The 23,343-nt window shown below is 65.4% G+C and carries 21 protein-coding genes; 12 read left to right on the forward strand and 9 right to left on the reverse strand.

The window, feature by feature from the left end:
* Nucleotide 1: 1 nt before the first annotated feature.
* The gene (gene rpoN / locus DF286_RS08445; RefSeq protein WP_109271030.1) at nucleotides 2–1,516 is read left to right on the forward strand and encodes an RNA polymerase factor sigma-54; all 1,515 of its coding nucleotides are present in this window, start codon (nucleotides 2–4) and stop codon (nucleotides 1,514–1,516) included.
* A 31-nt stretch (nucleotides 1,517–1,547) separates the two neighbouring features.
* A complete protein-coding gene (locus DF286_RS08450) occupies nucleotides 1,548–2,327 on the forward strand; it encodes an NTP transferase domain-containing protein (RefSeq protein ID WP_109271031.1) in 780 nt (259 codons plus the stop codon).
* Between the two features lie 21 nt (nucleotides 2,328–2,348).
* Here the strand turns inward: DF286_RS08450 and gyrB are convergent, their stop codons facing one another.
* From gyrB to DF286_RS08465, 3 genes are all read right to left on the reverse strand, one after another.
* The gene (gene gyrB / locus DF286_RS08455; RefSeq protein WP_109271032.1) at nucleotides 2,349–4,826 is read right to left on the reverse strand and encodes a DNA topoisomerase (ATP-hydrolyzing) subunit B; all 2,478 of its coding nucleotides are present in this window, start codon (nucleotides 4,824–4,826) and stop codon (nucleotides 2,349–2,351) included.
* Between the two features lie 197 nt (nucleotides 4,827–5,023).
* A complete protein-coding gene (recF, locus tag DF286_RS08460; RefSeq protein ID WP_109271033.1) occupies nucleotides 5,024–6,178 on the reverse strand; it encodes a DNA replication/repair protein RecF in 1,155 nt (384 codons plus the stop codon).
* A 75-nt stretch (nucleotides 6,179–6,253) separates the two neighbouring features.
* Nucleotides 6,254–6,847 carry a hypothetical protein gene (locus tag DF286_RS08465; RefSeq protein ID WP_109271034.1) on the reverse strand — a complete coding sequence of 198 codons (594 nt, stop codon included), beginning with the start codon at nucleotides 6,845–6,847 and terminating at the stop codon, nucleotides 6,254–6,256.
* Nucleotides 6,848–6,981: 134 nt separating this feature from the next.
* Here DF286_RS08465 and DF286_RS08470 point away from each other — a divergent pair, with 134 nt between their 5' ends.
* The 4 genes from DF286_RS08470 to DF286_RS08485 all read left to right on the forward strand — a co-directional run bounded on the left by DF286_RS08470 (nucleotide 6,982) and on the right by DF286_RS08485 (nucleotide 8,516).
* On the forward strand, nucleotides 6,982–7,359 hold the full coding sequence (locus tag DF286_RS08470; protein ID WP_109271035.1) for a VOC family protein: 378 nt from the start codon (nucleotides 6,982–6,984) through the stop codon (nucleotides 7,357–7,359).
* A gap of 187 nt (nucleotides 7,360–7,546) precedes the next feature.
* On the forward strand, nucleotides 7,547–7,753 hold the full coding sequence (locus DF286_RS08475) for a cold-shock protein (RefSeq protein WP_109271036.1): 207 nt from the start codon (nucleotides 7,547–7,549) through the stop codon (nucleotides 7,751–7,753).
* Between the two features lie 86 nt (nucleotides 7,754–7,839).
* On the forward strand, nucleotides 7,840–8,043 hold the full coding sequence (locus DF286_RS08480; protein WP_109271037.1) for a hypothetical protein: 204 nt from the start codon (nucleotides 7,840–7,842) through the stop codon (nucleotides 8,041–8,043).
* Nucleotides 8,044–8,153: 110 nt separating this feature from the next.
* The gene (locus tag DF286_RS08485) at nucleotides 8,154–8,516 is read left to right on the forward strand and encodes a hypothetical protein (RefSeq protein ID WP_109271038.1); all 363 of its coding nucleotides are present in this window, start codon (nucleotides 8,154–8,156) and stop codon (nucleotides 8,514–8,516) included.
* 227 nt (nucleotides 8,517–8,743) lie between these two features.
* Here the strand turns inward: DF286_RS08485 and DF286_RS08490 are convergent, their stop codons facing one another.
* Nucleotides 8,744–9,472, reverse strand: a complete 729-nt coding sequence (locus tag DF286_RS08490) for a Crp/Fnr family transcriptional regulator (RefSeq protein WP_243444771.1) — start codon at nucleotides 9,470–9,472, stop codon at nucleotides 8,744–8,746.
* Between the two features lie 203 nt (nucleotides 9,473–9,675).
* On the opposite strand from DF286_RS08490, the gene DF286_RS08495 reads away from it, so the two are divergent.
* The 3 genes from DF286_RS08495 to DF286_RS08505 all read left to right on the forward strand — a co-directional run bounded on the left by DF286_RS08495 (nucleotide 9,676) and on the right by DF286_RS08505 (nucleotide 10,970).
* Complete coding sequence (locus tag DF286_RS08495) at nucleotides 9,676–9,948, forward strand: DUF4242 domain-containing protein (protein WP_109271039.1); 273 nt, start codon at nucleotides 9,676–9,678, stop codon at nucleotides 9,946–9,948.
* Between the two features lie 33 nt (nucleotides 9,949–9,981).
* Nucleotides 9,982–10,404 carry a CHRD domain-containing protein gene (locus tag DF286_RS08500; RefSeq protein WP_158274647.1) on the forward strand — a complete coding sequence of 141 codons (423 nt, stop codon included), beginning with the start codon at nucleotides 9,982–9,984 and terminating at the stop codon, nucleotides 10,402–10,404.
* 107 nt (nucleotides 10,405–10,511) lie between these two features.
* On the forward strand, nucleotides 10,512–10,970 hold the full coding sequence (locus DF286_RS08505) for a DUF2267 domain-containing protein (RefSeq protein WP_109271041.1): 459 nt from the start codon (nucleotides 10,512–10,514) through the stop codon (nucleotides 10,968–10,970).
* A 114-nt stretch (nucleotides 10,971–11,084) separates the two neighbouring features.
* Here the strand turns inward: DF286_RS08505 and DF286_RS08510 are convergent, their stop codons facing one another.
* Nucleotides 11,085–11,687: an SOS response-associated peptidase family protein gene (locus tag DF286_RS08510; protein ID WP_109271042.1), complete on the reverse strand. Its 603-nt coding sequence runs from the start codon at nucleotides 11,685–11,687 to the stop codon at nucleotides 11,085–11,087.
* Nucleotides 11,688–12,535: 848 nt separating this feature from the next.
* Here DF286_RS08510 and DF286_RS08515 point away from each other — a divergent pair.
* A complete protein-coding gene (locus DF286_RS08515) occupies nucleotides 12,536–14,386 on the forward strand; it encodes a cold-shock protein (protein WP_109271043.1) in 1,851 nt (616 codons plus the stop codon).
* A gap of 51 nt (nucleotides 14,387–14,437) precedes the next feature.
* On the opposite strand, the gene uvrA is transcribed toward DF286_RS08515, so the two are convergent.
* Complete coding sequence (gene uvrA, locus DF286_RS08520; RefSeq protein ID WP_109271044.1) at nucleotides 14,438–17,509, reverse strand: excinuclease ABC subunit UvrA; 3,072 nt, start codon at nucleotides 17,507–17,509, stop codon at nucleotides 14,438–14,440.
* Between the two features lie 278 nt (nucleotides 17,510–17,787).
* Nucleotides 17,788–18,084, reverse strand: coding sequence for a hypothetical protein (locus DF286_RS08525; RefSeq protein WP_109271045.1), 297 nt, complete (start codon nucleotides 18,082–18,084; stop codon nucleotides 17,788–17,790).
* A gap of 184 nt (nucleotides 18,085–18,268) precedes the next feature.
* Between DF286_RS08525 and yczE the strand changes: the two genes are divergently transcribed.
* On the forward strand, nucleotides 18,269–18,871 hold the full coding sequence (gene yczE, locus DF286_RS08530; RefSeq protein ID WP_109271046.1) for a membrane protein YczE: 603 nt from the start codon (nucleotides 18,269–18,271) through the stop codon (nucleotides 18,869–18,871).
* 20 nt (nucleotides 18,872–18,891) lie between these two features.
* Here the strand turns inward: yczE and DF286_RS08535 are convergent, their stop codons facing one another.
* Nucleotides 18,892–20,448, reverse strand: coding sequence for a tetratricopeptide repeat protein (locus DF286_RS08535; protein ID WP_158274648.1), 1,557 nt, complete (start codon nucleotides 20,446–20,448; stop codon nucleotides 18,892–18,894).
* A 90-nt stretch (nucleotides 20,449–20,538) separates the two neighbouring features.
* A complete protein-coding gene (locus DF286_RS08540; protein ID WP_243444772.1) occupies nucleotides 20,539–22,125 on the reverse strand; it encodes a DNA methyltransferase in 1,587 nt (528 codons plus the stop codon).
* A gap of 356 nt (nucleotides 22,126–22,481) precedes the next feature.
* Here DF286_RS08540 and DF286_RS08545 point away from each other — a divergent pair, with 356 nt between their 5' ends.
* On the forward strand, nucleotides 22,482–23,198 hold the full coding sequence (locus tag DF286_RS08545; RefSeq protein WP_109271049.1) for a hypothetical protein: 717 nt from the start codon (nucleotides 22,482–22,484) through the stop codon (nucleotides 23,196–23,198).
* The last annotated feature ends 145 nt before the right edge of the window (nucleotides 23,199–23,343 follow it).

Below are 23,343 nucleotides of genomic sequence, written 5' to 3' on the forward strand. Positions count from 1 at the left end.
GATGGCACTCGGCCCCCGCCTGGATCTGCGCCAAAGCCAGTCGCTGGTGATGACGCCGCAGCTCCAGCAGGCGATCAGGCTGCTGGCGCTCTCGAACCTGGAGATAGAAAGCTTCATCGCCGAAGAACTGGAGAAGAATCCGCTGCTCGACAGCGCGGGCGAGGAGGCTCCCAACGGCGAGGCCGCGGACGTCGAGATCGTCGCGGTCGAGACGGAGGAGCCGGAGACGGTCGACAGCCTCGTCCAGTCCGGCGATGCCGAGCGCGATGCGCCGCTCGACGTCGACTACAACAGCGAGGATTTCCATCAGGACAGCGCCGCCGACAGCATGCGCGGCCTGGATGGCGGGCTGGGGCTGGAAGGGCTGGGCGCGGGCGGGTCGGCGTCCGGCGAAGGACCGGACTATGACAGCTTCGCCAGCGCCGACATTTCCTTGCACGAGCATCTGCTCGCCCAGGCGGGGTCTTCGCTGGCGGATCACGACCTCATCATCGCCGGCCAGATCATCGAGCAGATCGACGAGACGGGCTATTTCCTCGGGAACCTGCTCGATCTCGCTCAGCGGCTGGGCGCGCCGCTCGCCGACGTGGAGCGGGTGTTGGGCGTGGTCCAGACGTTCGATCCCGCCGGCGTGGGTGCCCGCTCGCTGTCGGAATGCCTGGCGCTTCAGGCCAAGGAAGCCGATCGCCACGACCCCGCAATGGCGCGGCTGATCGACAACCTCGATTATCTGGCCAAGGGCAATCTCGCCGCGCTGAAGCGGATCTGCGGCGTCGACGACGAGGATCTGGCCGACATGATCCGCGAGCTTCGCGCCTATGATCCGAAGCCCGGCTGCCGTTTCGGCCAGGGCGAGCGGATCGACGCGATCGTGCCGGACGTGTTCGTGGGGCGGCGTGGCTCGGGCTGGGCGATCGAGCTCAACAGCGCCACCCTGCCGAAGCTGCTGGTCAATCGCAGCTACTATGCCGAACTGTCGGGAGGCGCCCAGGACAGGCAGTCCAAGGCCTGGCTGTCGGAATGCCTCGCCAGCGCCAACTGGCTGCTGAAGGCGCTCGACCAGCGGGCGCGGACGATCATCAAGGTCTCGACCGAGATCGTGAAGCAGCAGGACGGGTTTTTCCGCCACGGGGTCGCACACCTCCGTCCCCTCACCTTGCGGGCGATCGCGGACGCGATCGGCATGCATGAATCCACCGTGAGCCGTGTCACCTCCAACAAATATCTCTCCTGCGACCGCGGCCTGTTCGAGCTTAAATATTTCTTCACCAGCGGCATCCAGAGCGCCGACGGCGGCGATGCCGTCTCCGCCGAGGCGGTGAAGAGCCACATCAAGACGCTGATCGCCGCCGAGGAGACAGGCGCGATCCTCTCCGACGATCAACTCGTCGATCTTCTCCGCGCCAAGGGCTTCGATATTGCGCGCCGCACCGTCGCCAAGTATCGGGAGTCGATGGGGATCGGATCGTCGGTCCAGCGCCGGCGCCAGAAAGCGATCGGCAGTCGCGCCGCCTGAGGCGCTGGCATCTCTCTGGGGCGGAACGTCTATGGCAGCGAAGATATTGGTCCTGGCCGGGCGCCGTTCGGCGACGCTCGATCCTCTCGCCGAAGCGGCGGGGGTCACTCACAAATGCCTGGTGCCGGTGCAGGGCGAGGCCATGGTCGGCCGCGTCCTTCGCACCGCCGCTGACGCCTGGCCCGACGCTGAGCTGTTCCTCTCGGTCGAGGACTTCGCCGCCGTGGCTGAAGAGCCGACCGTCGCGAAGCTTCACGCCGAGGGCCGCCTCACTCCGGTCGAAGCCCAGTTTCACATCGTCGACAGCGTGGTAGCGGCGAGCCGGGTGACCGGTTTCCCGCTGATCATCACGACCGCCGACAATGTGCTGATGACGAGGGAGGTGCTGCATCGGCTTGCCGCCCAGGGCGCGATGGGCGAAGCCGACGCCATCGTCGTGATGGCCGAGAAGCAGGACATATTGGCAGCACATCCGGACGGGCAGCGCCGCTTCTACGAGATGAGGGGCGGCGGCTATTCCAACTGCAACCTGTTCTGGCTCAGCAGCGAGAAAGCGCTGAAAGCAACCGAGAGCTTCCGCGAGGGCGGCCAGTTCGCCAAGCACCCCAAGCGCATCGTCAAGGCCTTCGGCCTGCTCAACCTCCTCCGCTTCCGCTTCGGCCTCTCCACCCTAGACGGCATGTTCCGCCACATCTCCCGCCGCTTCGGCGTGCGGGTGAGGCCGATGGTCGTGACCGACGGCCGCCTCGCCATCGACGTCGACAACGAGCGCACCCACCGGGTGGCCGAGGAGATATTGGCGCGGGGCTGACCCCGCGCCGACGATCTGATCTCAAACGTCGAGGTTGGCGACGCTCAGCGCATTTTCCTGGATGAAGTCGCGGCGCGGTTCGACGACGTCACCCATCAGGCGGGTGAATATCTCGTCGGCGACATCCGCCTGCTCGACCTCCACCTGGAGAAGGCTGCGATTCTCCGGGTCCAGCGTGGTCTCCCAGAGCTGCTCGGCGTTCATTTCACCGAGACCCTTGTAGCGCTGGATCGAGAGCCCCTTGCGCCCGGCGGCGAGGATGCCTTCGAGCAGTTCGCTCGGGCGGCGGACGAGCACGCCCTTGGCGGTGTCCGCCGTCGGCTCTTCGCCCTCCTCATCCGTTTCGGCGGCCGCTTCGGACGCCTTCAAGGTGATGAGGCGGGATGACGTGGCATAGGTCGTCGCCTGCTCGGAAGCGAGTCCGTGGAGCTTGCGCGCCTCGGCCGAGGCGAGGAACTTGTAATCGACGAGGTGATAGTCGGTCACGCCGCGCCAGAGGCGCTTCAGGCCGTAGCCGCCGGGCTCGGTCACTTCGCCGGTCCAGGTCGCCTCCTCGTCGCTCGCCTGGAGCCAGGCGGCGGCCTTCTCGACCAGCGCGCGCCGGCGCGGAATGTCAACGTCGGGCTCCAGTGCGCCGGTCAGCGCCAGCGCCTCGATGATGGCGGGGTCATAGCGTTGCGGCACATAGTGCATCAGGGTGCGGACGCGGCGGGCATGGTCCGCGAGCGCGCGGAGGTCGTCGCCCGAGCGGGGGCCTTCGCGGGTCTCCAGCACCATCGCGCCGATGCCGCCGTCGACCAGATATTCCTCCAGCTTCGCGTCGTCCTTCAGATAGACTTCGGAGCGGCCCTTGGCGACTTTGTAGAGTGGCGGCTGAGCGATGTAGAGGTGCCCACGCTCGATGATCTCCGGCATCTGCCGATAGAAGAAGGTGAGCAGGAGCGTGCGGATATGGGCGCCGTCGACGTCGGCGTCCGTCATGATCACGATCTTGTGGTATCTCAGCTTCTCGATGTTGAAATCGTCGCGGCCGATGCCGGTGCCCAGCGCCTGGATGAGCGTGCCGACTTCCTTGGACGAGAGCATCCGGTCGAAGCGGGCGCGCTCGACGTTCAATATCTTGCCCTTCAAGGGCAGGATCGCCTGGGTGTGCCGGTTGCGCCCCTGCTTGGCCGAGCCGCCGGCGGAGTCACCCTCGACCAGGAACAGCTCGGATTTGGCCGGGTCCTTCTCCTGGCAATCGGCGAGCTTGCCCGGCAGCGACGCGACGCCGAGCACGCTCTTGCGGCTCGCCTCGCGCGCCTTGCGCGCGGCTTCGCGGGCAGCAGCGGCGTCGATGATCTTGTTGATGATCGTCCGGGCGTGGGCGGGGTTCTCCTCCAGCCATTCGGCGAGCTTGTCGGCCATCAGGCTTTCGAGCGGCTGGCGGACCTCGGACGAGACGAGCTTGTCCTTGGTCTGCGAGCTGAACTTGGGGTCGGGCAGCTTGACCGAGACGATCGCAGTCAGTCCCTCGCGCATGTCCTCGCCGGTGAGGTTCACCTTCTCCTTCTTCAGGATGCCGCTCTTGTCCGCATAGTGGTTGAGCGTACGGGTCAGCGCGGCGCGGAAGGCGGCGAGATGGGTGCCGCCGTCGCGCTGCGGGATGTTGTTGGTGAAGCAGAGGACCTGCTCATAATAGCTGTCGTTCCACTCCAGCGCGACATCGATGCCGATTTCGTCGCGCTGGCCAGTGACGGAGATCGGCTCCGGGATGAGCGCGGTCTTGGTCCGGTCGAGATAGCGCACGAAGGCAGCGATGCCGCCTTCGTAGAACAGCTCGACGACCTTCTCCTCCTCGTGCCGGGTGTCGTTGAGCAGCAGCCGTACGCCGGAGTTGAGGAAGGCGAGCTCGCGATAGCGGTGTTCCAGCTTCTCGAAATCGAAGTCGGTGATCTTGAAGGTCGACGGCGAAGGCAGGAAGGTGACCCTGGTGCCCTTCTTGCCTTCGGGGGCCGGGCCGATGACCTTGAGCGGCGCCTCGGCGTCGCCGTGGCGAAAGCGCATCCAATGCTCCTCGCCGCCGCGCCAGATGGTGAGCTCCAGCCATTCCGACAGCGCGTTCACGACGGACACGCCGACGCCGTGCAGGCCGCCGGAAACCTTGTAGGCGTTGCTGTCGGCGGTGTTGTCGAACTTACCGCCGGCGTGGAGCTGGGTCATGATGACCTCGGCCGCCGACACGCCTTCTTCCTTGTGGATGTCGGTCGGAATGCCGCGGCCATTGTCCTCGACCGAGACCGAGCCGTCGGGATTGAGCGTGATGCGGATGAGGTCGCAATGACCGGCGAGCGCCTCGTCGATGGCGTTGTCGGAGACCTCGAACACCATGTGGTGGAGACCGGAGCCGTCGTCGGTGTCGCCGATGTACATGCCCGGCCGCTTGCGGACCGCGTCGAGGCCTTTCAGCACCTTGATGGATTCGGCGCCGTAGCTGTTTTCAGAAGGATTGGATGCCATATCGATTATATAGCCATGAGGGTCGGGAAACCCAAGGAAAAACGGGCCCCTCGGGCGAGCTCTGCGCGCCTGCGAAACGTGGCCGAAACCGGCGAGTGCCGCCCTGGAAACTGCTCGTCATCCCGGCGAAAGCCGGGACCCAAGAACAAGGCGGTGGAACGTGCGACCCGGGATTTGCTCTTGGATCAAGTCCGGGATCACGGGTGGGGCCGGAGCTTCCCATTCTCCACGTCCAGCCAGGTCGCCTCACCGATCGCCCCGAACAGCGAGCGTTCGGTGCCGGTGAGCCACACCTGGCCGCCGGCGGCGGCGAGGCGGTCGAAGAGGGCGGCGCGACGGGTGGGATCGAGATGGGCGGCGACCTCGTCGAGGAGAAGGATGGGGCGGCGGCCGGCGCGCTGCGCGACGAGATCGGCATGGGCGAGGACGATACCGAGGAGAAGCGCCTTCTGCTCGCCGGTCGAGCAGAGGGCGGCGGGCTGGTTCTTGCCGAGATGGGTGACGGCGAGGTCGGCGCGGTGCGGGCCGGCGAGGGTGCGGCCGGCGGCGGCATCGCGGCCGCGGCCGGAGGCAAGCTCGCGGGCGAGGTTTTCGCCGGCCCCGCCTTCCAGCGCGAGGCCGGCGCGGGCGAATGGGCCTTCGGGGGCAGCCGAGAGGCGAGCGCCGAGCGCTTCCACGGTGGCGGCTCGGGCTTCGGCCAGCGCGGCGCCATGCTCAGCCATACGGGCTTCGAGGGCGGCGAGCCATTCCGTGTCCGGCCGTTCCTCGGCGAGCAGCTTGTTGCGCGCGCGCATGGCGGCTTCGTAGCGGGCGGCGTGGACGGCGTGGTCGGGGCGAAGCCCCAGCACGAGGCGGTCGAGAAAGCGGCGGCGTCCGCCGGGACTTTCGGTGAAGAGCCGGTCCATGGCGGGGGTGAGCCAGAGGACCGAGAGCCATTCCGACAGCGAGGTGGCCGAGGCGGGCGCACCGTTGATGCGGACCTGGCGGCGCTCGGGGGCGGACGCCGTGGTGCCGGTGCCGATGTCGACGCTCCCTTCCCGCTCGCGGGAGGGGCTGTCCGTCCCTGTCGCTGCGAGAGCAGACAGGCCCTCCCCTTGATCCCCTCCCGCGAGCGGGAGGGGAAACTCCAGGCGAGCCGCCACCGCGAAGCCGCCGGGGCCGTCCTTGCGCGCCATTTCCGTCAGCGTCGCGCCCCTGAGGCCCCGGCCGGGCGAAAGGAGCGACACCGCCTCCAGCACATTGGTCTTGCCGGCGCCATTCTCGCCGGTGAGGACGACGAAGCCGGGGCCGGGCGCGATCAGGGCGTCGGCGTAGGAACGGAAGTGGGTGAGGGAAAGGCGGGCGAGATACACACGGGCTCTGTAGCGTCATTGCGGCCGGAGCGGGAATCCCGCTTTTGCCTTAGGCCCTTCCAGGCGAGACGGCGGTCAACTCTCGCGCCACCGCCGCATCGCCTCCTCATAAGCCGCCTCGGCCTTGCCGCGCCGCGCCTCCAGCCGCTCGCGCTCCTCGTCCTGCTCCGTCTCCAGCGCCTTGCGCTCGCGGGCGAGCGCGGCCTCGCGTGCGCGCAGCTCCTCGAGTGCCGCCTTGTGCCTCGCTTCGGCCTCGGCCAGCGCCTGTTCGGCTTCGTCAAGCTTGGCCCGGCTGGGGCGGGGCTTGGGTTTGGGAGCCGGTTGCTTGGTGGGCTTCTTCTTGATCCCCGGCGAAGGCCGGGGTCCAGTTTCGGCGCCTGAAGTGGATCCCGCCTTTCGCCGGCCAGCGGGGGAGTCCGATACCGGCTTCCTCTCGCCCAAAGCCGCGATCTGCTCGGCGGCCGTGCCGCGCAGGCGCTTGATGACGTGGCCGGGGTTTTCGAGCGGCTCCTGGGTCAACTGGGGATCGGTGACCAGCTCCGCCTGCTTGCGCTGGAACACATCCTTGTCCGATCCCCACGCCTCGATCGCCGCCTTCTGCGTCGGCGCCGCCACATAGGCGTCGTGAAAGCCGATCGGGAGGCGGAAGACCTTGAGCGCACGCGGCATGGCCGCATCGATAGCGGATCGTGCATGGACGCGGAAGAACCGCCGCCGCCGGCCACTCTTTTCCGTCCGCGATTGAACCTCCGATGCCGGTGGCGGTTGAGCGAAAAAGGGGGCACATCGAAGAAGGGAATCCCATGCTGAAGGACCATGACAGCTCGGCCATCGTCGCCGTCCGCGATTTGGGCCGCGCCCGCGCCTTCTACGGCGACGTGCTCGGCCTGGAACTGGCGGAGGAAGGCACGGAGGAGGGCGTGCTCGTGTACCGGACCGGCGCCACCCGCCTCGTCGTCTATGCCTCAAACTATGCCGGCACCAATCGCGCCAACGGCGTCGTCTGGGGTGTCGGCGGCGATCTCGAGGCGATCGTCTCGGCGCTGGAGGCGAAGGGCGTCGCCTTCGAACATTATCCCGACATCGGCCGCCTCGAAGGCAACGTCCATGTCGCAGGCGGCGCGAAGCTGGTCTGGCTGAAGGATCCGGACGGAAACATTCTTCATCTCAATTCGATGTAAGCATCGTACCACCCCCGCCGCGGCTGCTCATCATTGTAATTTTCGGCGCATTCCCCTATGTAGAACCGGCTACCAGTCGCAAATGGACGGTCTTTGGTGCTTTGCGGCTCCTCTTTCCTTCTCCCTCGCTTCTTCTAGCACCCGTGGGCCGATGGTCGGCCTGCTACAATCCGGAAGGAAATTGAATATGCCTATCGGCACCGTGAAATTCTTCAACGCGGACAAGGGTTATGGCTTCATCCAGCCCGAGGATGGCGGCAACGACGCCTTCGTCCACATCACCGCCGTCGAGGCGGCCGGCATGCGCACGCTCGATCGGGACCAGCGCGTCTCCTACGAGCTCGAGCAGGACCGGCGCGGCAAGATGAGCGCCGTCAACCTGACGGCCGCGTAAGCACTGCCCCCCCTCTCCCGCGTGCGGGAGAGGGTCGCGGGGGGCCTCCCTTCTCCCCATTTCCCACCCTTCACGGAAAGTCCCACATGTCGCAGCAGCTCGATTTCTATCTCGCCCGCGCCGCCGAGGCGCGCACCGATGCCGACGCCGCGACCCTCGACAATGTCCGCGACCGCTGCCTCCGCGCCGCCGCCGCCTGGGACAATATGGCCGCCCGCGCCGCCCGCAGCGAAAGAATGCGGGCCGAAGCCGAGGCCAAGAAGGCCGAGATGGCCGCCGCCGCCGAATGAGGGCACAGCCCCCTTCGATGCGTCTCAGCTAAAAAGCAACTTACAACCCGTTTCGGGACGGCCCCGCCGCCTGCTATGCTCCTGACAAATGAGTCTGCAGGAGAGGCGCTATGCTCAGCGCCGCATTGCCGGCGACACGTCTTTGCTCTCTCCGGCTCGCTCTGCCGTTCGCCCTGCTTACCGCCTGCGCCTCACTCACCCGCGACGACGCCGTCTTCATCGACGTCGGCGGCGATAATAGCTGCGTGATCGAGGTCGAGGGACGCCGCTTTGCCCTGCCGTCGGCCGAAGCCCGGCTCGAGGCGCATCTGCGGCGGCTGGCGGCACGCACGGCGGGGGTGGTGATCGGGCCGCGGCCGGCGCGGGCGCGCCCGGGATGCTGGGACCGGGCGGTCGCGTTGGCGCTGCGGGCCGGTTTCGCCCGCATCGGCTATCTCTCGGACGCCCCGCCCGTCGTCGGCGAGATCGGGTGACCGCATCGCCGTTGCAGGGAAAATAGGGGAGGGACCGAGCCCTCCCCTACCCACGTCCCTGTCGGGTTCGGCGACCGGGCCGGAAGACCGCGGCCCCACGCCGCGTCTCCCCCCTTCAGCCCCCGCCGTCCGCCCGTGAAAACGGTGCGTGGGAGGCAGCCTCTTGGCCCCCGGTCCGCCGCCCGTCTGTGGCATTTGCCACAGTGCCCGCGGTGTGGGAGGCGCGCCTATTCGCGCACCGTCCCTACTACCTGCTGGATGAGCTCGACGTCGCCGGCGGCGGCGCGGACGATGCGGGCGAGGGCCAGTACGTCGCTCACCGCCAGCCGCCGGCGCTGCTGGGTCACGATGCCGCGCCGGGCGAGCGACTGCAGCTCGCGGGTCACCGCCTCGCGATGGGTGCCGATCCGGGCGGCTATCTCGCTGTGGGTGGGGGCGTCTTCGATCACCGCGCGATTGGCCTCGATGCCCGCGTCGAGGCAGAGCCGGAGCAGCTCGCAATGGAGCCGGTCGCGGACGGCGAGGGTGTTGAGCTCGAAAATGCGCTCGGTGAGCAGGCGGATCCGCGCCATCAGCTGCATCGCCAGCCACTCCGCCGCCGCCGGATCGCCGAGCACCGCCTCGCGGAAGATGGCGCCCGGAATGCGGGCGAAGCGGCATTCGGAGACCGCGGCCACGGTCGCGGTGCGGGGGGCGGCGTCGATCGCCGCGACTTCGCCGAAGATGTCGCCGGGGCCGAGATCGCCGAGGATCACCTCGTGGCCGCCGGGCGAATAGAGCTGGGCGCGGACATGGCCGTCGAGGATCAGATAGACCTCGGTGCTGCGCGCGCCGAAGCTCAGCACCATCTCGCCGGGCGCCGCTCCGACTACCCGCGCATGCGGCTCCAGCCGCTCGCCGAGCGATGCGGGCAGCATCGCGCGCAGCGGCGCAAGTTTGAAGGTGGCCTCGCCCACGTCATCTCCCCCCTGTTGAGGGGCGGAGTATCGCCCGAAAAGCGACCGCCGCACAAGCAGCCGCCCGTCCCAGTCCGCTACAGAATGCCAGAGCCGGCGGGACCGGATATCGCGGCGAATGGAATGCGGATCGGCGCCGCCAGTGCTTTGCCGCGACTCCGGGGTCATGCTATTCTGGTCCGTCTGGCGAAAGGAGAGGTCCCATGCCCCGCTACCTGGTCGAACGCAGCTTTCCGGACGGTCTCAACATCCCCACCAACGACGTAGGCGCCGAGGCGTGCTGCGGCGTCGTCGCGCGCAACGCCGGCGAGGGCGTGAGCTGGGTCCATTCCTATGTCAGCGCCGACAAGACCAGGACCTTCTGTATCTACGACGCGCCGACTCCCGACGCGATCTGCAACGTCGCCGAGAAGAACGGCCTCCCTGTCGACGCCATCTACGAAGTCAGAGTCCTCGATCCCTATTTCTACCACTGAGTCCCGCGCCGCATGCGGCGAAAGGAGGATCCGATGATCAGGACCATGCTGCCGCTGGCCTTGCTGCTCGCCGCCGGCCCGGCCCTCGCCCAGGAGGAGGGGCACAAGCTCACCGCCGCGCTGACCGGTGCGGCCGAGCGGCCCGGACCCGGCGATGCGGACGGCGCCGGCACCGCCGCCCTCCAGGTCAATCCGGGCGAGGCGCGCGTCTGCTACACGCTGAAGGTCTCGGGTATCGAGACCGCAACCGCCGCCCATATCCACAAGGCCCGTTCGAACGAGTCGGGCCCGCCGGTGGCGACGCTCGAGGCGCCCGCCGACGGCGCCAGCGAGGGCTGCGCCAGCGTCACCGCCGAGCTGGCCAAGGCGCTGATCCAGACGCCGGCCGGCTTCTACGTCAACGTCCACAATGCCGACTTCCCGGCCGGCGCCATACGCGGCCAGCTCGGCAAGTAGTGCCCGCCTCGCACCGCACCCGCCCCGGCCCGCGGGTGCATTTTGAAGGGGAACGGAAGCGCCGCGCGGCGGTTGGCATGGCATGTCCGCCAACGAAGGAGGTCGCCATGAGCGCCACCGGCCTGGACGTCTTCGACAAGACGCTGCAAACCACCAACATCTGGCTCAACGAGATCATGGAGCGGATCGGGCCCGACCGGCACGTCGCCTGGAAGGTGCTGTCGACCGTGCTCCACAAGCTGCGCGACCGGCTTCCCGTTGAGCTCTCCGCCCATTTGGGCTCGCAGCTGCCGCTGCTCGTGAGGGGCGTCTATTACGACCAATATGAGCCCGGCCGGCAGCCGAGCGGCTGCAACAGCCAGGAAGAGTTCGTCGCTGAGGTCGCCGAATGGCTGAGCGACACGCGGCCGATCGATCCCGAAGAGGCGATCCGCGCCGTCTTCGCGGTGCTGACCCGCCACATCTCCGAAGGCCAGGTCACCAAGGTCAGGGGCGCCCTGCCCAAGGGCATCCGCATGGCCTGGGACGCAGCGGACGCCCGCCAGCTCGCCGACGCCGGCGCCTAGGCCCGGCGCGATCGGCTGGAGCCGCGATGGGCAAGGATCGAATCCCTGCTGAGCGCCGGCGAGCGCTTCGTCGACGCGTGGTGACGGCTGGATAGTCGACGGCCCCAGGCATCGTCACGCCACTTTGCTGACGGCGAGGCTTCCGGCCGGGAGGGGTTGGCAGATTTCGGCGGCGGGGACGGAGGGGTCGAGCCAGCGGCCCCAGTCGGCGCGGTCGACGATCACGATCTGGCGGCCGTGATAGGGGGCGACGTCCGGGCCGGGCGGGCAGGTCAGCATGGTGAAGGCCTCGCCCACCTGTGCCGTGGCGCGCCACAGGCCGGCGATGCCGATCACCTCCTCGCCCGGCCGGGTGAACAGCCACTTGTCCTTGCGCTTCGGCTTCGGCGCGCCGGGGGCGACGACGGGCGTGGTGAACTCGTAGAAGCCGTCGGCGACGATCAGGCAGCGGCCTTTGGTGAACTCCCGCCCATCCGATTGGTAATTATAGACCGGCTTGCCGCCCGGGCCGGGCCAGGACCAGCGGCGCACGACCAGCTCGGCCGAGCCCGGCTCCTGCTCCGACGCCCGGACAATAGCGCCGGGATCGGTGATGCGGATCGATTCCAGCGGCGCGAGGTTGGGCAGCCCTTCCGGGAACAGCAAGGGGATGCGCGTCTGGCTCCACTGCTCGCGGATCGTGTGCATCGGCGGCGTGCGGCGATAGTCGTTGCACATGGTTGTCCGTGTAGCGGGAGCGGGAGGCGGGCGCCAGAAGCGGGCGGCAGAAGCGGGGGAGCGGCGGCGCGGAAAAGCGGCGGCGCCGACACGAAGGCCACACCTCAGCCGAGTCATCAGGCGGCCTGGCCCAGGCTCGCTCCCCGGAACTCGCGCTCGGACCGGGCGAATGGTCCCAACGGTCGCACTGGCCATGGGACCGGCCTGGCCCCGTGGTTGGGCGCGGGCGGGAATGCGGCGCTGGTCGGCGAGAGGAACAGACGGCTTCATCCGGCATGATGAACCAGAAAGCAGGGCCTGTAGGAAAGCCTTTTCTGGTTCACGCGAAAGCGCGAAGACGCGAAGCAGGCAAAGCCTTCAGGCCCTGCCCAGGAGACCCTGACCGGATCGAGGCGGCGGGCGGGAAGCGGCTTGCAGATCGAAGGCAGGGACGGAGCCTGCCCGGAGGCGCGGATGACGGCGGCGGTGATGCGGATCGATTCCAGCGGGGCGAGGTTGGGCAGGCCTTTAAGGGAACAGCAAGGGGATGCGCGTCTGGCTCCACTGCTCGCGGATCGTGTGCATCGGCGGCGTGCGGCGATAGTCGTTGCACATCGCGCCTGTTTAGCGCGAGGCGGCGGCGGTGGGGAGCCTACAGCTGACGGTCGGGGGCGAGACCGAGGCGCGGCATGAGCAGGCTATGCGGCGGTGACGGGGCGAGTTACATCTGTGCCCGGAAACTGCCAAGGACCGCTGACCGACGAAATTAGCGCACTGTCACGGTAATCCTACGGGGCTCCAAATTTTGTCAGCAACTGGGTTGCGCTTACTTCCGCCACGGATAAGTTCCCTAACCGGAGGGCCGACTCTTGAAGCCACTGAATAAGCTTACATTCGGGTTTGCGGATGCGGAGAACTATCGCAGGCGTGAGAATAAGAATCTGTTTAATCAGATTTTCCTGCGTACCGAGGCACTCGAAGAACTGACAGAGCGTAACACCTTCTTTCTCGTTGGCGAGAAGGGTACAGGCAAGACAGCATATGCAGTCTACCTAACTAATTCTCCCAGCGATGTGCGTAAATACTCACACAAGTTTATAAGAGAAACTGACTACACCAAGTTTGTCGCCTTAAAAAATCAGAATGCGTTGGGCCTTTCCGAGTACGTAGACATATGGAAAGTAATTCTGCTCCTATTGGTAGCAGGCTCGATAATTGAGAACGAGGCGCGTTCGTTCGCGGGGGCCAACAATAAGTTCAAGGGCCTCAAGGCAGCGATAGACGCCTATTACCAGAACGCGTTCTCGCCTGAGGTCGTCTCCGGCTTGCAATTGGTTGAGAACTCCGAAGAAATAATAAAGATGTTGGTAAAGTTTGCCGGCTTGGTTCAGGCTGGTGCAGATGTCAAACAATCCTCAAGCACCCAAAAGAATCTACAAAGATTTCAGACCGACCTCCTGACCATCCAACGGTCATTCGAAAATGCAATATCGTCTCTCAATCTAACTGCGGATCACACCGTATTTATCGACGGCATAGACATAAGACCAGAAAGCATACCATATCCAAGATATCAGGATTGTGTTAAAGGGCTTGCTAATGCTCTATGGAGTCTGAACAACGATTTCTTTCCGAGCATACGGGACTCAAAAGGTCGAATTAAGGTAGTTGCTCTTTTACGACCGGATATATTTAATTCGCTTGGAATGCAAAATAGAAATACCAAGCTGAAGGATAACTCAACAGTATTAGATTGGCGCACCAGATACCATGGGTATCGGGAGTCTAACCTATTCAAAATGGCTGACAGATTTCTGTCAGTACAGCAGGATACCAGCCCTCAGCCGGGTGTGGCTTGGGATCATTATTTCCCCTTTAATGCAGCATCTCTTCTCGAGGAAGAGAGTAGGCCAACATCATTTATCACAGTGCTCCGATATTCATTTCACCGCCCTCGAGACATATTAGCCGTTTTGGACACCCTTGACGAATTATACGTCCGGACGGGACAGGCCACAGATAATTTTACGTACGAACAGCTGACTTCAAAAGAATTTAGGCGGGCATATGGTACTTATATGCTTGGAGAAGTTAAAGATAGCCTGTCGTTTTATTACGGTGAGGACGAGTATGAGCTATTTTTGAAATTCTTCGAATACTTAGATGGCCATAACAAGTTTGATTACAGCAAGTTCCTCAGCGCGTATGCCGATTTTGTCACTTTCATTGGACGATCGGGTAAGAAGCGTCCCGACTTTATGGAAACAGCTGAAGACTTCCTCCAGTTTTTGTACGACCAGAATATCATTTCTTACATAGAAATGACGGACGACGAACGATTTATTCGGTGGTGCTTTATTGAAAGAAGCCCGTCAAATATCTCGCCTAAAGTCAAAACAAATATGGATTATGAAATACATTACGGTCTCGGAAACGTTCTGAACACGGGGAAAAAAATTCGCTCGAGACGGAAGAGCGGTACGGCCGTCGTTGCTCCCAGCAGAGCTGGTTTCTTCGAGGGGACAGTTAAGTTCTTCAAGATAAGCGATAAATTTGGCTTCATAGTGCAGGACGGTATGCCAGTTGATATGTTTTTCCACGGCAACCGGGTTATTGCCACGTCGGCGGTTCGCAAGGGAGACCGCGTACGATTTCGCCTAGAAAAAGATCAGGACGGCAGACTAATGGCTGTGGATGTCATGCACGTAAAAGGCGTGTAGGCTGCCTTTCATGGGGCGAGGATGAGGGGCGGTCGTCCTTCCGACATCACATCATTCAGCGGCCTCTCGCTCGCGCATCGAGGTGGATCCCCGTTTTTTCCTGCTTGGTGAAGCTGCGGCTTCGGCGCGCGGTCCCTGAAGCAGCGGTTTGAGATAATGCCCCGTATATGACCGCGGCTCCTCCGCCACCTGCTCCGGCGTTCCTTCGGCGACGATTTCGCCGCCCTTGTCGCCGCCTTCGGGGCCAAGGTCGATGATCCAGTCGGCGGTCTTGATGACTTCGAGGTTGTGCTCGATCACCACCACCGTGTTGCCCTGCTCGACGAGGGCGTGGAGGACTTCGAGGAGCTTGCGCACGTCCTCGAAGTGGAGGCCGGTGGTGGGCTCGTCTAGGATGTAGAGGGTCTGGCCGGTCGCGCGGCGGGAGAGTTCCTTGGCGAGCTTGACGCGCTGGGCTTCGCCGCCGCTCAAGGTCGTCGCCTGCTGGCCGACCTTGACGTACCCGAGGCCGACCTCCTCCAGCATCGCCATCTTGTCGCGGATCGGGGGGACGGCCTTGAAGAATTCGTGCGCGTCCTCGACCGTCATGTCGAGCACGTCGGCGATGCTCATCCCCTTGAATTTCACCTCCAGGGTCTCGCGATTGTAGCGGGCGCCGTGGCAGACGTCGCAGGTGACGTAGACGTCGGGGAGGAAGTGCATCTCGATCTTGAGGACGCCGTCGCCCGAGCAGGCCTCGCAGCGGCCGCCCTTGACGTTGAAGCTGAAGCGGCCGGGCTTGTAGCCGCGCGCCTGCGCCTCGGGGAGGCCCGCGAACCAGTCGCGGATGGAGGTGAAGGCGCCGGTATAGGTCGCCGGGTTGGAGCGCGGGGTGCGGCCGATCGGCGACTGATCGATGTCGATCACCTTGTCGAGATATTGGAGGCCGGTGAGCTTCTCATGCTTGCCGCTGAGGATGCGGGCGCCGTTCAGCTGGCGCGCGGCGGAGGCGTAGAGGGTGTCGATGGTGAAGCTCGACTTGCCCGAGCCCGAGACTCCGGTGATGCAGGTGAAGGTGCCCAAGGGGATCGAGGCGGTGACGTTCTTGAGGTTGTTCGCGGTGGCGCCGTGGACGGTGAGCTTCTTGCCGTTGCCCTTGCGGCGCTGGGCCGGGACGGCGACGGCGCGGCGGCCCGTCAGGTAATCGGCGGTCAGCGACTTCTCGTTCGCCAGCACTTCCTCGAGCGTGCCTTGCGCCACGATCTCGCCGCCATGGACGCCGGCGCCGGGGCCCATGTCGATGACATGGTCGGCGGTGCGGATGGCGTCCTCGTCATGCTCGACGACGAGCACGGTGTTGCCGAGATCGCGCAGGCGCTTGAGGGTCACGAGCAGGCGGTCGTTGTCGCGCTGGTGGAGGCCGATCGAGGGCTCGTCGAGGACGTAGAGGACGCCCGAGAGGCCGGAGCCGATCTGTGACGCAAGACGGATGCGCTGGCTCTCGCCGCCCGACAGGGTGCCGGAGGTGCGGTCGAGGTTCAGATAATCGAGGCCGACATTGTTGAGGAAGCCGAGGCGCTCGTTGATCTCCTTGAGGATCGCGCGGGCGATCTCCTGCTGCTGCGGGGCGAGCTTTTCCTCGAGGGTCGAGAACCATTCATAGGCGTGGCGGACGCTGCGGCGGGTGGACTGGCTGATGTCCTCGCCGGCGATCTTGACCGCGAGCGGCTCAGGGCGGAGGCGGGCGCCGCCGCAGGTCTCGCAGGGGGCGGAGCTTTGATATTTGCCGAGCTCCTCGCGCATCCAGGCGGATTCGGTCTGGAGCATGCGGCGGTTGAGGTTGCCGATCACGCCTTCGAAGGGCTTCTTGACGTCGTAGGTCTTGCGGCCGTCGACGAAGGTGAGGGTGACGGGCTTGCCCTTGGTGCCGAAGAGGATGATGTCGCGCACCTCCTCGGGCAGGTCCGCCCAGGGGGTGTCGAGGCTGAAGCCGAACTCGCGGGCGAGGGAGCCCAGCACCTGCATGTAATAGGGGCTGGGCGGGTTGGACTTGGCCCAGGGGACGACGGCGCCCTTCTTGATGGTGAGGGCGTGGTTGGGGACGACGAGGTCCGGATCGAAGAGGAGCTTTTCGCCAAGGCCGTCGCAGGCGGGGCAGGCGCCCTGCGGGGCGTTGAAGCTGAACAGCCGCGGCTCGATCTCGGCGATGGTGAAGCCGGAGACCGGGCAGGCGAACTTTTCGGAAAAGACGATGCGGCCGGGCGGGGCATTGTCCTGGAGAGCGGCCTTGTCCGCCTTGTCCCCCGAGGCCTCCGTTCGTCCCGAGCGAAGTCGAGGGGCGTCTGCCGACGACTCCGAGGTGCGCCCCTCGACTACGCCCTCCGGGCTCCGCTCGGGACGAACGGAATCTTCTGCTTTCGGCGGATCGGCCGGGTCCATGTAAACGAGGCCTTCGGAGAGCTTGAGCGCGGTCTCCAGCGAATCCGCCAGGCGAGTCTCGATGCCTTCGCGGACGACGAGGCGGTCGACCACCACCTCGATGTCGTGCTTGTATTTCTTGTCGAGGGCGGGGGCGTCCTCGATGTCGTAGAACTGGCCGTCGATGCGGACGCGGGTGAAGCCGGCCTTCTGCCACTCCGCCATTTCCTTGCGATACTCGCCCTTGCGGCCGCGCACGACCGGAGCGAGGAGGTAGAGGCGGGTGCCTTCGGGAAGGGCCATGACGCGGTCGACCATCTGGCTGACCGTCTGGGCGGAGATGGGAAGGCCGGTGGCGGGGCTGTAGGGCACGCCGACCCGGGCCCAGAGCAGGCGCATATAGTCGTAGATCTCGGTGACGGTGGCGACGGTGGAGCGCGGGTTGCGGCTGGTCGTCTTCTGCTCGATCGAGATGGCGGGGGAGAGCCCTTCGATATGGTCGACGTCGGGCTTCTGCATCATCTCCAGGAACTGGCGCGCATAGGCGCTGAGCGACTCGACGTAGCGCCGCTGCCCCTCGGCATAGATGGTGTCGAAGGCGAGGCTGGATTTGCCCGAGCCCGAGAGGCCGGTGATGACCGTCAGCGTGTCGCGCGGAATGTCGACGTCGACGCCCTTGAGATTGTGCTCGCGCGCGCCGCGGACGGAGATGGTGGTGAGTGCCATGCGCAGGGTTCTAGCTTTGTTCCGGGGAGAATTCCACTAGGGAGATAAGAGGTGCGCGGCCGACTTGCCAGTGCGGGCCCGGGGCGTGGCTGAGGAAGAACAGCGGTTGGCGGGACTGAGCGCCGTTCGTCCCGAGCGAAGTCGAGGGGCGCCTGTCGGACTGCGAGGTGCGCCCTTCGACTGCGCTTGCCTCCTCCGGAGCCAGGCTCCGCTCGGGACGAACGGACTTCGGGTGACGAAACGGGCGCCCCCCGCCAGGGCGGCGCCCGGACGCGAGACTACATGCCGTTGACGGCCGCCTCCTGCTCGTTCGGGGTCATCGCGTCGGCGTTGACGTCGGCTTCGTCGATCGCTTCTTCGCGGGCCTCACCCATGTCCTCGACCACGTCCGCCTGCTGCTCGAGCGCGTCGGCCTCAGCGTCGGTGGCGGCGTTGTCGGCCATGTCCTCGAGAATGTCGGCGCGGTTCTCGGCCGCGTCGGCGGCATTGTCGCCGAGGCTGTCGTCGCCCTGCCCGCCGCACGCCGCTAGGGCAAGAGTGGCGGCGCCGAGGCCGGCGATGATCATAGTGCGCATGTCGGTTCCTTCATGTCCTGCCGGTCGAGCCGGCCCGGCCGTTATAATGATAGGGCGGGCCGTTCGTTCCGCCTGGCGTCGGCGAAGTCCGCCCGCGGCTCGGGACAGCGTTGCAAATTCGGGCGGGCCGGGTTGCGCCGAACGCCGCTAGGATTCGCCGGCGCATGCGGGCAAAGGCCGCGGCATGACGCGCCGCCTCATCCAGCTTTTCGCCGGGCTTTTCCTGTTCGGCTTCTCGACCGCGCTGATGCTGCGCGCGAATCTCGGGCTCAACCCGTGGGACGTGTTCCACCAGGGCCTGTTCGAGCAGGTCGGCGGCAGCTTCGGCACGGTGGTGATCGCGGTCGGCGCGGTGGTGATGCTGCTCTGGATCCCGCTCCGGCAGCGGCCCGGCTTTGGCACGATCGCCAACATGATCGTGATCGGCATCGCCGCCGATCTCAGCCTGGCGCTGCTGCCGGAGCCGGAGAGCCTGCCGGTGCGGGCGGCGTGGCTGGTGGCCGGCATCGTCCTCAACGGCATCGCCGGCGGCGCCTATATCGGCGCTTCGCTCGGCCCCGGTCCGCGCGACGGCCTGATGACCGGCCTTTCCGCGCGCACCGGCTGGACGATCCGTCGCGTGCGGACGGGCATAGAGGTGGCGGTGCTGGCCGCGGGCGTCGCGCTCGGCGGCACGATCGGCCTCGGCACGATCCTCTACGCGGTGGCGATCGGGCCGCTGGTGCACTTCTTCCTCGATCGGCTCACCGTCGAGACCCGACCCGGGCCCGCCGGCCAGCCCGGCTGAGGTGCGCGGCTGTCGTCCTCTCAATAAACCTCGGCGCCTTCCGCGGCGGGAATCCTCTCGTCGGGCGCGCCGGCATTCACCGGTTCGGACAGGATCGTCCCGTATTCGCGGACGGCGGCGATCAATCTCTTGTCCGACCTTAGCCGCCGCCACCGTTCCGCCATGGTGCGGGAAAAGGCGCTGTCGAGGGGCTCCTCGTCGGCGGGCTGCATGACGCCGATGACGTCGCCCCTCGTCGCCTCGTTCTTCAAAGCGTTGAGAAAGGTCTCGCGCGCGGACTCCAAATCATTCGCGCATAGCTGAAGGTAGACGAAGGAGATCGGCTCGATCGCCCGCCTCTGGGCAACGATGGCCATAGAGATCATATCGGTATCCGTCCGTCCGAGCTGCTCCAACGCGCAGGCCCGGTAAAGGTGGATGGCTCGCAAGGCTCCGCCGTTCACCTCGCCTCCCCAGCGGGCGGCCTCCTCCAGTACCTTATCGAAGGCCGTTACCGCCGCCTCGAACTCGCCTCGGCTCGCGAGCAGCTTGGCCCGGTTGCCCGTCAGATTGATGGCAAGCGCGGACTCGCCCGCCGGCCACACCCTGAGCGCGTGTTCGAACAGGTCGAACGCCTCGTCCCAACGGCCCAGCCGGGCCAGTCCGGTTGCCACCACGGGCGCGATGAAGATCAGCCGATAGTCGGCCGCGCTTATCTCCCGTTGGAAGAGCGGGAGGAAGGTCGCAGCGAGCGTCGCGTCATGGCCGGCGGCCGCCAGCGCCTGCGCATAATCGAGGCCGGCGTCCAGATCATGGCTGACTTCCCATTCGGCGCGGGCCTGGTCGAGATAGATGGGCCACTGCTTCTCCAGTCTCGGGCCCGCCCAATCGAAGACGTGCTCGCGAAGAGGCAGAAACTTCTTCCGGGTGAGCAGCCGTGCGAAGCCGCTGGGCGTGACGAGCTTCGGCACCATCTTCGCCGCGCCCTGCACGTCGCCGCGATCGAGCCGCGCCTCGAGCACCCGCATGGCCATGGAGGAAATTGTGCTTGATCTGCCTTGCGACCACCCGCTCTCCAGAAGGCGCTCGCTCAGGGCTTCCGCGCGACGGTCGTCGCTCGCTTCGGCCAGGCGCCTCAGGAGGTTCCCGATCTCGTAATCGCCAATCACATTGACGAGCACCGGATCAATTTCGATCGCCCTCAAGAGATAGTCGGTGGCGGGACCGGGCTGATCGGTGAAGGCGTAGAGCTGCGATGCGAAGAAGAGCGGCCCGCTATAACCGGGCAGCAGCCGGATGCTTTCGCGGATCGCCTCGCGCCCCTCGAGCTCCTCTTGCTGCTGCGTCAGCAGCCCTGCGCGCACGAACTGGACAATGCCGCGCAGCCGCGTCGGCCGCGTTAACTCGGCGAGAAGCCTATCCAGTGACGCAAGGCTTTCCTCGGCGGACTCGTCGCCATCAATGGCTGCAGCCAGCCTGGGCAGCAGGACGCGCTCGTCGGCTTCCGCGATCTCTTCCGGCTTCGGGAGCGGTGCCGCCCCGGCGGCAACGGGGGCGAGAGCGAGCGTCAAAGCCGCAAAACAATGCAATGCTCTCAACGACGTCTCCCCCCGACCCAATGAATAGCATGCGCACGACATCCCGCAACCTGTGTAGCGGCTGGTGGCGGGGAGATTTCGCGGGAGCGCCTAAAGCATGCTCTCCTGCCGGGTCGTCTCCTCGCGTCTCGCGCGGCGGAGGGCGATCAGGGGGTCGACGAAAGGCAGGGCAGGGCGTGCGCCGCGGAAGAGCTCGGCCAGGGTGAGGATCTGAAGGCGGGGCCAGCCTCGTCCCCATTCGTCGGTGAAGCGGCCGACCGCCGCTGCCTCGCGCAGCATCGGGCCGGTCGGGAGCGCGGCGGTGATGAAGACGCCGATCGGCGCCTTCTCGCGCTCCATAGCGCTGTGGAGATCGCGGATCATCTGCACGCCGACATGGGTGCCGCCCTTCACCGAGACGAGCGCCTTCTCGGTGCGCTTGCCGTCGGGCTTGAAATAGATGACGCCGTCGACGCCGCCGTCCGCGCCCTTCTTCTTGCCGTCGAGCGGAATGCCGTCGACGCGCGCCACCGCCCACCATTGGAACTGATATTTGTCGCGCCGGGCGAGATCGAGGGCGGAGGCGAGATCCTTGGGTGTGCCCTCGACGGTGAACGCGCAATCGGGGAAGGCGTCCCTCATGCGGCGCTCGATCAGCGAAATGGCGAGATGGGTGACGTCGATCCCGATCCAGCGACGGCCGAGCTTCTCGGCGGCGTGGACGGCGGTGCCGCAGCCGCAGAAGGGATCGAGCACCAGATCGCCTTCGTTCGAGGAGGCGGCGATGATGCGCTCGAGCAACGCCAGCGGCTTCTGGGTCGGATAGCCGAGCCGTTCCTGCGCCCTTGAGTTGATCGGCGGGATGTCGTCCCACAGCGCCTGGAGCGGCAGACCCTTAGCCTCGTCCAGATAGCGTTTCAGCCTTATGCCGCCGGCGCGAGTGAAGTGTAGGCGGTTCTCTCCGTCGAGACGACGCATGGTGTCGGGCGGGACCCGCCACAGTGACGTGCAGCCTTTATATTCATAGGTGTAACCGCCGCCCGACAAGCCCTTGGCGGTGAGATTGTCGTCCATCCAGAGGCGGCCGTCGGGATCTCGATTGCGAAAGCGGGCGATGTAATCTTCGCTATAGGCGCTGTAGATGGGATTCCAGACCCGGTTCGGTCCCTTGGAATAGAAGAGGATGATGTCGGTGTTGCGGCCGAACTTGCCGGCATCGTTATGAGCCGTGGTGCGCTTCCAAGTTATCTCGTTGAGGTAATTTTCCGGCCCGAACACCCCGTCGAGCAGCAGCTTCAGATAGTGCGAAGCCGTGGGATCGCAGTGGAGGTAGAGGCTGCCGGTGGGCTTCAGCACGCGGTGGAGCTCGATGAGCCGGATCGCCATCATCGAGAGATAGGCCATCATGTCGTTCTCGCCGAGAAAGGTCCGCATTGCGCGCAGAAGATCGAAGGCGCGCGCATAGCCCGAGCGCATCACCTGTTCGAAGGCGTCCTCGGCGGCGTTGTTCCAATGCCAGCTATCCTCGAACGCCTCGATCTGGCTGTCGGCGGCGAGACCGGCGGGCGACTTGAAGAGGATGTTGTAGTTGGCGTTCGAATTGAATGGGGGGTCGAGATAGACGAGATCGACGCTCTCGTCCGCCACATGCTCGCGCAGTGCGTCGAGATTGTCGGCATAGTAAAGCCGGTTCGTCACTGGTCGCTGCGCCCCCTGGACGCGCACCATCGGGCGTGCATTCCCGAACGGCTACGCTCGAATGATCCGGAATGGTGAGAGTTGGCGTTCGAGCAGGAGCAGGGGGCGGAAGCAGACAGGAACGCTGGCGGTTATACCCGGCGGGAATATGCAGCGTTCACGTAATCGTATAGATTGTTGCAGCTAATGCCTAAATCACGCGGTAGGACGCCATGTGGGGGTGGATCGCCGGAGCAATAATTGCGGGATTGTCTGCAATCGCCATTTATGGATGGGCTCAAACGCGGGATTCGGGCCTAAATAAATGGAATAATTACGGACAGGGGCTGTTCGGGATCGTATCGGCCATAGCGGTCATGATCGCCGGCCTTTTCTATTTCGTCGAAAGACGCGACAAGGCCCGGCTCGACGTTGACATAGAGGCGAAGGTCCACCGCCTCTGGCCGAAGGATGCCGAACTCTTCGCGTCGGGAGACGTTTGGCCAAGAGAATTACTGCTGACGGTCCGTGTTCCAATCGAGAACAAGAGCTACAGGAAGGTTCTTCTGAGATGCCTGTCAGTTGACTTGCTGGCACTGCCGTCCGGAGCGGCCCTTGAACGGCGAAATCCAAGTCAGGATCTTAAATTCCGGCGCCTCGCCCGGTACGAGTACATAGCTTATGACGCGGCATTGAGGGAGGCGGACGGCTCCCTAACTCCTCCCGACGAAGACATCGCCGCCTGCCTAGCCGCCGAGAGGGAGCGATACTCGGACGCGGATGTGAGGCCGCTCTTCATGTGGCGGGCCCTGCACCTGGAGCCGGGCGAAGCCGACGACGTCTATTTCGAGACGGCGGTGAGCTGCAAATATTCGGCCGTCCGGATCATCGTGAAGGTGAGGCGCGCGCCGGAGGCTCCGGTCCATGAGACGAAGACCGTGCTGCCCATCGTCGACACGTGCCGGGGCCTGCGAGAGACAAGGAGCAGCGGCGCCCAGCCCGCCGGAACGCAGGCCACGGACGAACCTGCGCTCGCGATCTCCGTAGGGGATGGAGACGCGAGTGCCGAAAGCGAGACGGTACGACCCGAGTGAAGGCGCTGCGAGGGAACGCATCTTGCTGGTCGCAAAGCTCTTGCCGCCGGCTGGACGGTGAACGAGGCTGCTTGCTCGCTGGGTGAGTCGCCGCTTGCCGAAGGGAAGCGGACGTTCGTCGAAAGCTGTCGGCTGGTAATGTGGC

It is taken from the genome of Sphingosinicella humi (genome assembly GCF_003129465.1).
GTDB lineage: Bacteria > Pseudomonadota > Alphaproteobacteria > Sphingomonadales > Sphingomonadaceae > Allosphingosinicella > Allosphingosinicella humi.